Annotated in this window: 8 protein-coding genes; all 8 read right to left on the reverse strand. The window is 34.3% G+C overall.

All coding sequences use genetic code 11. From position 1 onward, the window contains the following. Positions 1–268: 268 nt before the first annotated feature. Positions 269–2881: a selenium-dependent xanthine dehydrogenase gene (gene xdh, locus ACZ5N4_RS26210; RefSeq protein WP_464205683.1), complete on the reverse strand. Its 2613-nt coding sequence runs from the start codon at positions 2879–2881 to the stop codon at positions 269–271. 80 nt (positions 2882–2961) lie between these two features. After that, positions 2962–4353, reverse strand: coding sequence for a dihydropyrimidinase (hydA, locus tag ACZ5N4_RS26215; protein ID WP_464205684.1), 1392 nt, complete (start codon positions 4351–4353; stop codon positions 2962–2964). A gap of 86 nt (positions 4354–4439) precedes the next feature. Beyond that, positions 4440–5528, reverse strand: a complete 1089-nt coding sequence (locus ACZ5N4_RS26220; protein WP_464205686.1) for a 4Fe-4S binding protein — start codon at positions 5526–5528, stop codon at positions 4440–4442. 345 nt (positions 5529–5873) lie between these two features. Next, a complete protein-coding gene (arcC, locus tag ACZ5N4_RS26225) occupies positions 5874–6824 on the reverse strand; it encodes a carbamate kinase (RefSeq protein WP_464205688.1) in 951 nt (316 codons plus the stop codon). 118 nt (positions 6825–6942) lie between these two features. After that, entirely contained in the window at positions 6943–8256 is a 1314-nt protein-coding gene (locus ACZ5N4_RS26230) for a YgeY family selenium metabolism-linked hydrolase (protein WP_464205690.1), read from the reverse strand. 69 nt (positions 8257–8325) lie between these two features. Continuing rightward, positions 8326–9537, reverse strand: coding sequence for a diaminopropionate ammonia-lyase (gene dpaL / locus ACZ5N4_RS26235; protein ID WP_464205692.1), 1212 nt, complete (start codon positions 9535–9537; stop codon positions 8326–8328). Positions 9538–10095: 558 nt separating this feature from the next. Beyond that, a complete protein-coding gene (locus tag ACZ5N4_RS26240; protein ID WP_464205694.1) occupies positions 10096–11844 on the reverse strand; it encodes a sigma-54 interaction domain-containing protein in 1749 nt (582 codons plus the stop codon). 265 nt (positions 11845–12109) lie between these two features. Beyond that, positions 12110–12700 carry a TetR/AcrR family transcriptional regulator gene (locus tag ACZ5N4_RS26245; protein ID WP_464205696.1) on the reverse strand — a complete coding sequence of 197 codons (591 nt, stop codon included), beginning with the start codon at positions 12698–12700 and terminating at the stop codon, positions 12110–12112. Positions 12701–12742 lie beyond the last annotated feature (42 nt).

Genomic DNA, 12742 nt, shown 5'->3' on the forward strand with positions numbered 1-12742 from the left:
ATATTTCTAACTTCCTTTATATAACTTGCTTGTGTATCTGATTTAATCTATTTTCTATCACCTGCTACTGTGTCTAAGACCTTGTGTAATTTTTGTATTGTACTTGAGGCTATGTCTCCGCCTTCTCTTACAATTACAGTCTCATTAAACATAGTTTCATCTCCCTCTTTACCAATTATTTTTACTAGATATAATATAATCACAGATTTTAGATATCTAATAAAAATTCAGATGGAGCTAAGGCTCCATCTGAATAAGTTTCAATATACTACTTTTTCTTTCTATAAGCCGTATCTTCTAAAGGTAACTTAGTTCTAAACTTACCATCGAGTTTATAATATGCTCCCTGTACTGCTGGTGCACACATACAGCACACAATTTCCCCAATACCTTTAGCACCAAATGCTACCTTATCAGGATCATTTTTTTCAATCAAATGAACTTCAACAGGTGGCATTTGAGTTGCCTTAAAAATGCCTAATGTACCAAGCTTTACTTGAGGAACTCCATCTTTTAGTGGGAAGTCTTCCGTCAAACCATATCCAAGACCCATAGCTACCCCACCTTCTACCTGACCTGTGGCAGAAAGAGGATTGATCGCTCTTCCAAGGTCATGAGCTGCAACAACTTTTACTAATTTTCCTTCTTTATCGATAATAACAAGTTGTGTTCCATATCCATAGGCAATATGGCTGACTGGATTAGCTTTTGGAGAACCAATTGGGTCTGTTTCAAAACCAAATTCTCCAATATATTCCTTACCCTCTAAATCTTCTAATGTACATCCAGCGTCTAAATCAGCCTTTAATTGCAGCGATGATTGGTGTGCCGCTTCTCCGGCAAATGTTGTTTGACGGGACGCTGTTGTCGTACCTGAGTCAGGTGTATATTTTGTATCAGGATGTTCCACAACAATTTGGTCCGGCATTAATCCTGTTGTTTCACAGATCATTTGTAACAACACAGTTTGTACGCCTTGACCAATTGCACCGGCAGAAGATCTGGCATGAACTTTCCCATCGATTATTTTTAAGTTACAACGTCCAATATCAGGAAGACCTACTCCAACACCTGCATTCTTCATTGCAGAAGCAATACCTACATAATAATTTGGATCTGCTTCATATTTTTTAAAATCTTCTTTTACTGCTTCCAGGGTTTCTACCATAGCAGTTCCCTTGTCTGCTATCTGCCCATTAGGTAGTGATTGTCCCGGTCTAATGGCATTACGATATCGGAATTCCCATCCGGAAAGTCCCACTTTTTCTGCTAACTGATTTATTAGAGATTCTACTACCATACAAGATTGTGTTACCCCGAAACCACGGAAGGCACCAGCTGGAGGATTATTAGTATAGTAAGCATCTCCCTCTATATCTACATTCTGATAATTATAAGGACCACCAGCATGTGTACAAGCTCTTTGTAGTACTGGACCACCAAGAGAAGCATAAGCACCTGTATCAGAGATAAGTCTCGCTTTCATTCCCTGCAAGATACCATTTTCATTACAGCCAATTTTACAATAAATCTCCATTGCATGACGTTTTGGATGATAGTTTATGCTTTCCTGACGGCTAAAAGATACTTTTACAGGTCGTTTGGTAAGATAAGCACAAAGTGCCGCTTGATGCTGCACACTCATATCTTCCTTACCACCGAATCCTCCTCCAACAACAGCACTTTGTATTCTTACTTTTCCCAATGGAAGACCTAGATAATTACTAAGTTCATGATATTCATCATAAATGCCCTGTCCCCCTGTAATAACCTTGACACCATCTCCATCAGGCAAACCAATTGCAGTTTCTGGCTCCATGAAGGCATGTTCAGTTGGTGGAAGATAAAAAGTACCTTCTACTACAAATTTAGAATTTGCAAGTGCAGTTTCCGCATCCCCGCGTTTTACTTCTTGATGATCAAATACATTGTTTTCCGGAATTCTGAACTTGCCAAAGTGCATAAAACCTTCTCCATGCACCTGATGAGCGCCAGTCGCGTCAGCTTCTTTAGGTGTACAAATTGGTTTCAATACTTCGTACTCTACTTCTACAGCCTTTACTGCCGCCACTGCTTGTTCTCTTGTTTCGGCGACAACCATTGCAAGGGTATCTCCGATGCATTTTGTTTCTTCTCCTACATCAATCATACCTGGCCAGTCTTGCGCTAAATGTCCAATATATCTCTTGCCTGGTATATCCTTTGCAGTGTATATTGCAACAACTCCTGGCATTTTAAGAGCCTTGCTTGTATCAATAGATAATACCTTTGCACGAGCATATTTACTGAATACATTCTTTCCATAAAGCATGCCATCAAAGCTGTAGTCATCTGCATATTTTGCTGTTCCTAATGTTTTTTCACGAGCATCAACACGACAGGTTCTCTCTCCAACCTTTCCTGTTTGCTTTAATTCAGGAACTTCTAAGTTTTCTCTTAGCATTTTTGCCGCTAAAAGGATACCCTCTTCAATCTTGGCATATCCAGTGCAACGACAAATATTAGTACGAATTGCTTGCTTTATGTCTTCTCTAGTAGGATTTGGATTTTGATCTATTAAGCATTTACCGCATATAACCATACCAGGGATACAAAATCCGCATTGTACAGCTCCTGCGGCAGCAAAGGCATATACAAATACCTCTCTTTCTCTTTCTGTAAATCCTTCTATTGTTTGTATCTTCTTTCCTTCCAATCTAGAAAGCTTTTGTACACAAGCACGAGTTGTCTTGCCATCAATAATAACAGTGCAAGTTCCACAGGCACCCTCTTTACATCCATTCTTTACAGATATTATTCCTAATTCGTCGCGTAGAAAATCCATCAATGCCATATCTGTTTCCGATTTATAATCTTTACCATTTACATTTACTTTAAACATTTCATATTCCTCTCTCTCTTAAAAGTAAATATCACTTTCAATTAGTTTTTGTGGTATTATAAACAATCAGATTTTTTAAATTAATGAAAAGGCAATGCATCCCTATGCAAATATTTACCTATAGCTTTTTCTTCACATAATTTGCAATCTTTTACAACTGCTTTGCCTCTTAAAAACACATAAGCCGCATGTCCTTTCTGTTCAAAACCCTCATATGGTGTATAGTCAACTCTATGACTCTGCTTTTCTGCGCTTATTTTAGAAACAGTTCTAGGATCCCATACTACTAAATCTGCATCGCTGCCTACTGCAATGGTACCCTTTCTTGGAAAAAGTCCAAATTGCTTTGCAGCATTAGTTGAAGTGAGGGCTACCATTTCATTTATACTTATCCTTCCTGGAACAACTCCATAAGTATATATAAGGGCTATCCTATGCTCTACTCCTGGAGCTCCATTAGGTATTTTGCTAAAATCATTTATTCCCATATCTTTCTGTCCTTTAAAATTAAAGGAGCAGTGATCTGTTGCGATAGTATTTATTTCACCAGAAGCTAACGCCTTCCATAATGCCTCCTGATCATAACTTTTTCTTAGAGGAGGTGACATAACAAATTTAGCCCCCTCAAAATTGTCCTTTTCTTTTTGTTCATATTTAGAATCATCTAAAAGTAAGTATTGGGGACATGTTTCTACATATACCTTTACTCCCCTTTTCTTAGCCTCTAAAATACTTGAAAGTCCTTCTTTAGAACTTAAATGCACTATGTTAACCGGTGAATCCGCTATTTCTGCTAGTTGAAGTAATCTTGTTATTGCTTCTCTCTCAACTTCAACAGGTCTTGTCAATGGATGATAAGCGTAAGATGTATTCCCCTTTTCTATTGCTTCGTTTACCAAAACATCTATAATATCACCGTTTTCACAATGAAAACCAATTAATCCTCCGATTTCTTTACTTCTTCTTAAAGCTTTAAGGATTACTTCATCATCTACCTGCATGGTAGATTTATAAGCCATGTATAATTTGAAGGAAGTAATACCCTTATTAACCATGTCCTCCATCTCATCGGAAATATTATCATTCCAATCACTTATAGCCATATGAAATCCGTAATCACAATAGCATTTACCCTCTGACTTTTTACGCCAGTTATTCAATCCTTCTTTTAAGGTTTCACCTCTATTTTGAGTGGCAAAGTCTAATATGGTAGTAGTTCCTCCAACTACTGCTGCCTTTGTACCACTTTCAAAATTGTCCGCTGTAACTGTTCCAGCTACCTCTAAGTCGAAATGAGTATGAGTATCTATACCTCCAGGAAAAACATAACATTCTTCAGCAGATATTATTTCATCCCCTGGCCTTTCCAAGTTACTTCCTATAGAAACAATTTTCTCATTCTCTATACGTATGTCTGAAAAATAGGTATCTACCGCAGTTACAATTTTTCCTCCTTTAAGCACAATACCCATAAGCTCTTCCCCTTTCTATAATGTAAAATCCACATCTTTTTAATATTTATCTAAAACAAAGCATCATAACTAATAAACTTTATAGATTACCTTAAAGGTATTTTTAGAGCACGCTTTGGACACTTTGTTACACATAATCCACAACCAAAACATTTATCTTTATCTATATGAAGCTTACCATCAACTGTAATAGCTCCATATACACAACTAGTCCTACAAGTACCACATTTTATACAATCATCATAACTCACTACTGGTGGAATTGAATGTGTTCGAAACTTTCTTTCCGCCACCTTTTTATGAGCAAGTCCCTTTATTTCATTTACATCTTTATATCCCTTCTCATCAAGAAAGGCATTTAATTCGCTAGCAATTCTTCCATATACATTTGAACCTTTAAGTATAGCTTGTGTGCACACCTGAACTGCAGAAGCGCCTGCCATAAACATTTCCGCAGCATCTTTACCATTTGTTACACCGCCAACACCAATTATAGGAATGTTAACCACCTGATAAGCTTCATATACACATCTTATTGCAAGTGGACGAATGGATACTCCTGAAAGCCATCCATAGCCAGTTTTACTTCCTATAATAGGATGTCCTGTATTGACATCTATTGACATACATGGTCCAAAGGAATTTACCATAACAATCCCATCTGCTCCTGCATCTTCTATAGCCTTTACTATGGGTTTAATATCTGCTTGTGGACTTATTTTCATAAACACAGGCACATCAAATTCTCTTTTAGCAATCTTTATAGCCTCAACAAAGGGAGTTACATCTGTTCCTTCGTAATGAGTAGAAATCTCAATAGCATCTGCATAAGACTTTACAAAGGGTGCCAATTCTTTAATTTGGTAAGCTGTGTGACCTATACTTATAATTATTGGTACCTTAGCCTTTTTAGCCTTTTTATACTCTACCTCAAACCACTGCTCCTTTGGAAGCTCTGACCATAGTTCTACGTTCATAAATCCACTGTTTATATTAGCCATACATGGACGCGGTACTTCTGCAGGACTTACAGATATTGTTTTTGTCACTATTCCGCCGGCACCGCCTTTTGCAGCTGCAAGACAAAGATCTCCATCTTTAGAACTTGGTCCTGCTGCCGTCATAACAGGATTGGGAAAATTTATACCACATATATTTACTTTTAACTTTGCCATAATACCCCTCTATGCTAGAATCTTTACTAGATGATTAATTGTTCTCTTAAAACTTAACTAGTGCTATACAGTGAAATAATAATCCTTGCGTAACCCTTTTCATCTTATAATAATTCTTTCTTTTGCTTTCCAGCATATCTCTTTCTTAATTTTATTCTATTAAACTTTTGTATATGGTATTCTAAATCATAAGTTTGCCACTTTAAGCACTATACTCTTAAATCAAACTACTACATATAATTGCGATTATAGACCCGCAAATAAATTTATGTTAAAACTTATCTACGGATCTATATAAATTTATTTTTAAAAATCTATTTTAGAAACTTAATTTTATTAATCTTATTACTTATTCAATGTAATAATTGTTCCTGTCTTTCCTTCTATTGCATCTACTGCTTTGTAAAGTGAAGTTATTATTGCCCTATGTTTAGGGTTTGCCTTTGCAAACATAACTGCAGCTTTAACCTTTGGAAGCATTGATCCTGGAGCAAAATGTCTTTCTGCCATATATTTTTCTGCTTCTTCTACAGTAATATGTCCAAGATCCACTTGGTTAGGCTGTCTGAAGTTGATTGATACTTTTTCAACTTCTGTCAATATCATAAGTATATCTGCATCAAGATCTTCAGCAAGTCTTTCAGCTGCAAGATCCTTATCTATAACTGCTGCAGTACCTTCTAGGGAACCATCTTCTCTTTCAATAACAGGAATTCCGCCGCCGCCAGCTGCTATACAAATAGTTGAATCCATTAAAGTTTCAATACAATTAAGTTCTGCTATTCTCTTTGGTGTTGGAGATGCCACAACTCTTCTCCATCCTCTTCCTGCATCTTCTTTCATTGTATAATTCTTTTCTTTTTCAATTTTCTTAGCTTCTTCTTCAGTATAGAAAGGTCCTATTGGTTTAGTTGGATTCTTAAATGCTTCATCATCCTTGTCTACAACTACTTGTGTTACAAGTGTTACTACAGGTACCTTTATATTTCTTTTATCTAAAGACTTTCTTAATGCTTGTTGAATATGATATCCTATATATCCTTGGCTCATAGCACCACATACATCAAAAGGCATTGCTGGTGTAACATTAGCTCCTGCTTCTGATGAAAGTAAGATTCTACCAACTTGTGGTCCGTTTCCATGAACTACTGCAACTTGATATCCTTTAGTTTTCATATCTCCAATGTATTCACAAGTTTTTCTAACTACTTCTAATTGAGCTTCTGCTGTTGCAGGACTTCCTGATTCTTGAAGTGCATTTCCACCTAGGGCTATAACTAATTTGCCAATTCCCATTTAATATTCCTCCATAGATTTCAATATTATTTAATCAAATATTGGAAATAATTTCATAAACCTCTTATAAATACTTGTATAAGCTGAATTTTAAATATCCAGCTTATACATTGAATTACTATTTATTATTTTTAGTGTATATAGTTGGTAATGCAGCATATACAGCAGCACATTTTACTAAATCTTCTTTCCAAGTTTTTTCATTTGGAGCATGTGCCTGAGCTTCTGCACCAGGTCCAAATCCTATAACAGGAATTCCATGACGACCCATTATAGCAACACCGTTTGTTGAGAATGTCCATTTATCAGTAAGTGGACGAGCTTTTCTCATTGCATCTTCTGAAGCAGCACCGCTTCTTGTTGTTCCGTAAAGGCTGATATATGCTTCTTCCATTGCTTTTGTTACAGGATGATCTTCTGAAATAACCCATGTAGGGAAGTAGCATTCTTGTGGGTATGAAAGTCCAGTCCAGCTTGGTCTCTCATATTCGTACATGCTTACTGTTGCATTGTATTTTTTAACAGCTGGAAGTGCACGAATTTCATCTAAGCAGCTTTCCCAAGTTTCGCCAGCTGTCATACGACGGTCTATTGAAATTGAGCAGGAGTCAGCTACTGCACAACGGCTTGGTGAAGTATAGAATATCTGTGATGTAGCACAAGTACCACGTCCTAAGAATCTAGCTTCTTCGTATTGTGGGTTGTATTTTTCATCTAACATTTTTACTAAGCCTTTAATTTCTGTATCATCAGCAGCATCATTTTCGTTAAGGTCTCTAACATTTGTTAATATTTCAGCCATTTTGTAGATTGCGTTGTCTCCTCTTTCTGGAGCTGAACCGTGGCATGAAACTCCTTGAACATCAACACGGATTTCCATACGTCCTCTTTGTCCTCTGTGGATACCGCCATCAGTTGGCTCTGTACTTACTACAAATTCAGGTCTAACTTTATCTTCGTTGATTATATATAACCAGCAGTTACCATCACAGTCTTCTTCTTGAACAGTTCCTACAACTAATGCTGTGTATTTGTCGCTTAAAAGACCTAAGTCTTTCATTATTTTAGCACCGTATACAGCTGATACGATACCGCCTAACTGGTCTGTTACTCCTCTTCCACCGATTTCTTCATCATTTTCATATCCTTCATATGGATCAAATTCCCAGTTAGCTCTGTTACCGATACCTACCGTATCTATATGAGCATCAAATCCGATTAAAGTTTCGCCTGTTCCCATGTAACCAAGTACATTTCCCTGAGGGTCGATTACAACTTTGTCGTATCCCAATGCTTTCATTTCAGCTTCGATTCTTTTGATAACGCCTTCCTCTTCACAGCTTTCACCTGGGATTGCTACTAAGTCTCTTAAAAATTTAGTCATAGCTGGTTTGTAAGCTTGTGATGCTTCTTTAATTTTATTGAAATCCATTGTTAATTCCTCCATTTTTCTATTATTTATTTAGCATAATTATTTATTTAACATATAATTATTTAGCGACTATTTGTTTTGGTAGCTACCTTCCCATACTATTTCTCTATATTTATCTGGGTCTGTATCTCCTTCTGTGCTTATAACTAAAATTCTTGAATCCTTATTGATTCCTAATTGTTCTTTAAGTTCTTTTAAATTTTCATTTGTGAGTATAGAATATACTGCTCCTGTAGTTACAGCTCCTGATTCTCCGGATACAACCTTTTTATCATCACCTATTGGGTTTCCTAAAACTCTCATACCATTAGCTGAAATAAAATCTTCACAAGATATATACGCGTCTGAATAGTCACGAAGTATATCCCATCCCATAGGATTAGGCTCACCACAAGCAAGTCCTGCCATTATAGTAGGCATATCTCCTGTAACATTTGTCATTTTTCCATTAACTGCTGATCTATAAATACAATCTGCTAAGTTTGGTTCAACTATTGTTGTTATAGGTCTGTCTTCTTCGTATACAGCTGCTAAAAATCCTTGTACTGCTCCAGCTAAAGCACCAACTCCAGCTTGTACAAATACATGTGTAGGTTTTTCTAAACCATATTCTTTAATTTGTTCTACTGCTTCAAGCATGAATGTAGCGTATCCTTGCATTATCCATGTTGGTATTTCAACATATCCTTCCCATGCAGTATCTTGTACCATTTCCCATCCATACTTTTCTGCATTTGATAATGCATATCTAACTGCATCATCATAGTTCATATCAGTAATACTAGCTTCTGCTCCAGTTGCTCTTATGTTTTCAAGTCTAGTCTTTGAAGATCCCTTTGGCATATAAACTACAGCTTTTTGTCCAAGCTGCTGTGCTGCCCAAGCTACTCCTCTTCCATGATTACCATCAGTAGCTGTCGCGAAAGTAATTTCACCTAGTTTTTCTTTTGTTTCTTTTGATCTAAGCATATCGAAGGAAACTTCGCTCATTGGAACCCCTAATCTTTTTGCAAGTAAGTTTCCGATAGCATATGAACCTCCAAGCACCTTAAATGCATTAAGTCCGAATCTATATGATTCATCTTTTACAAGTATTTCAGATACTCCTAACTTTTCTGAAAGATTTTTTAATCTTACAAGAGGTGTTCTGGAATATACATCAAAACTCTCATGAAATTTTTTAGCATTTTTTACACTCTCTTGACTAAAGAGATCAACAGATACTTTTTCACTCTTATCTCTAGCCTTATCATTTTTTACCCATTTAACTGATTCAACCACTTTTATCCTCCTCACTACTCAAAACATTATTTTGTAGCTATTAATAATTTTACTTAAAGAACTTCTATAACAGTTATTACTGCAGCTTCATTCTTCTGTCCTTTTATATAAGCAATTCCCGTGCCAAAAAATATGTAAACCTATAAAAAAAATTTAGTTATATGTCTTTAAATCTTAATCTAGAAGTCATTTAATATTATATTTTACTAATATTTAAGCTAAAAAATAGCTAAAACTATCAGAATGATAATTATTTATCATTTTGATAGTTTCTCTAACTCCCTGTCTAACCCCCTCACAGTAATATATCTTTATTATATTTATCATTTTGATAATAAAATTATTTTTATAGCACTTTTGCAAACATTTATAATTCTTAAAATATATTAATTTTACGTATTCTTATAAATCTTAACAAAATTCTTTAAACTCTTTAACACAAAAACTGAGCATTCTGCTGTATTCATATTATTAATGACTAAAAAAAGTTATCAAAATGATAACTTATCATTTTAATAACTTTTCAAGCACTTCGTTAGCTTCTCCTGTCTCTATAATCTATCGACCTTCAAGTTTTCTATAAAGAGTTGCTATTCCTATCCCTAATTTTTTAGCAGCTATCTGCTTTCCTTTTGTATCTCTTCCACAAATATCTAAAGCCTTTAAAATATATTCATTTTCTATATCCTTAAGAGCTCTGATACCATCAGTATCAGCGTTTACTTTATTTCCTCCCTTGTATTCCAAAATACTCTGAGGAATCATCTCAACCGTTAATATGCCACTTTCATCAGCTAAATTAATCATATATTCTATTGTATTTTCAAGTTCTCTAATATTTCCTGGCCAAGGGTAATTGACTAATATAGCTTTAGCATCAATATCTATAGTGTGTACATACTTGTCGAATACACTATTATATTTTTCGATGAGTTTTGTAATGATTATCTCTATATCTCCATCTCTTTCTCTTAAAGGAGGTATATTTATTGGTATCACATTTAAACGATAATAAAGATCTTCTCTAAATTTATTTTCTTTTATAAGCTGTTTCAGGTCTTTATTAGTAGCTGCAATTACTCTAATATCTAGATCTATAAGCTGGTTGGACCCTATCCTTACAAGTTTTCTCTCTTGAAGCACTCTTAATATTTTTACTTGAAGATGAAGAGGCATATCTCCAATCTCATCTAGAAAAATTACTCCTTTGTTCGCTAATTCAAATTTTCCTATTCTCCCATTTGGATTAGCTCCACTAAAGGCACCTTTTACATATCCAAAAAATTCACTTTCCAATAAAGTGTCTGGAATTGCTCCACAATTTATTGCAATAAAAGGCTTGTCACTTCTTTTACTCTCTGAATGTATTGCTCTTGCAACTAATTCCTTTCCAGTACCACTTTCTCCTGTAATAAGTATTGTAGAATTTGAATCTGCAGCCTTTAAAATAGCATTTTTAAGATTTAGCATTTTTTTAGACTGTCCTAAAATATTATCAACTTTTATCGATTGATGAGCATTTGTTATTTCATATGCATCATTTTTTAACTTCTTTATTTGATTAAATATGAAAACCTTGTTATAGGAGGAAATCGCTGTAGGTACTAATAATATCTCTCCTAATAAACGGTATTCATTATCCCCTATAACTACAAAAAATTCCTCTTCCCCGATTATAAATTCATTCTCAGATGTAATTTTGATACTTTTGCCAACATATGACGGTGTAAGCCTAAGTTGCTTCATAGCACTATTATTCATATGATATATGCATTCATTATCATCAATAACAATTACTCCTTTATCAACACTATCTATTATCTGTTGAAGCAAAAAAATCGACGCTTTATTTCTTTCTGTTTCTAAATATTCATATATCTTATTACTAATAAATTCCGATATTTGATCCAGGAATTGAAGGTAAGGTACCATTTTATTTAAGATATTAGTTCTCTGTTCTTCAGTAGAACAAATGAGCCCTATTACACCAATTATTTCATTATCAAATTTAATAGGTGTACTTATTTCAAGCTTCTCTACACAACAATTCCTTCTTTCACACTCTTTACACAAAGCATGCTTTCCGGGATTTTCTATTATATGATGTTCTCCAGTTCTTATAACTTCACTGTAAACATATGCTTCCTTTGAAATATTTTCATTAATTTTATCCTTATATACTCCTGTACCTGCAATCCTATTAAAATCTTTATCAATAATTTCAACATCAACATTAACAACATTTGATATTACATTAGTATATTTTACTACTGTATCTTGAATTTGCTTTAATAATGATTCCGTCATAGTTCTCCATCCTTGTAATTTAAATATTTTTATCAATATGATTTTAAAACTTTCCGTTACTTATATACTAATTTTACCATGGTTTTTGTTTAAAATCATCACAAGTACTCTGACTGATTCTTTTAGGACAAAAAAGGATTCTATTTTTTAATTAATTAGTTAGTCAATTTTATTTTATTATAGTATAAATGTTTAGTCAATATTCGAAAGATTTAATTTATTTTATAAAATTAAAAGAGTGGTAACTTATACCACTCTAAAACAACTAATCTTCTTTAATTAAAAACTGATCAAATATTATCTTTTCAGCTACATTAAAATATTCTTCCAAATTAAATTTACCTTCGTCAATAAGATACTGCATTGAGGCTCCAAGCATTAAAGATACAACTATAAATGGCAGCACATCTCTTTTATTTTCACTAATATCAGCCTTAAATTCACCTTTATTTAAAACCTCACTAATACTATTGCGCCATATGTTAAAGGTATTTTGGAATTTTTCTCTTATTTCTTCATTTACTGTTCCCTGAACCCAATAATCAAATTGAAGATAATCTATCTCCTTATTATGAAGAATCTCATTTTTTTTCTGTTCAAAAAATCCCCTAATATTCTCTACAACTGCTTTATCTTCTATATCAATATAATTCTTACGGTTGCCTGAAAACTTTTCTTGTATAATATCTAAAAGAGCTATCATTAAATCATTTTTAGTAGAAAAGTAATAATGTAAGTTAGCCTGACTCATATCAGCTTCCTTTGCAATCATATGCATACGAGTACCGCTTATTTTCTCTCTTGATACTACCTTCATTGCAGCATCCAGTATCTTTTCATCTATCCCCTTTGCCATATTATAACCTCTTTTCTAAGAATAACTATAGTTTTAGTTATA

This window comes from Clostridium nitrophenolicum (assembly GCF_055391695.1).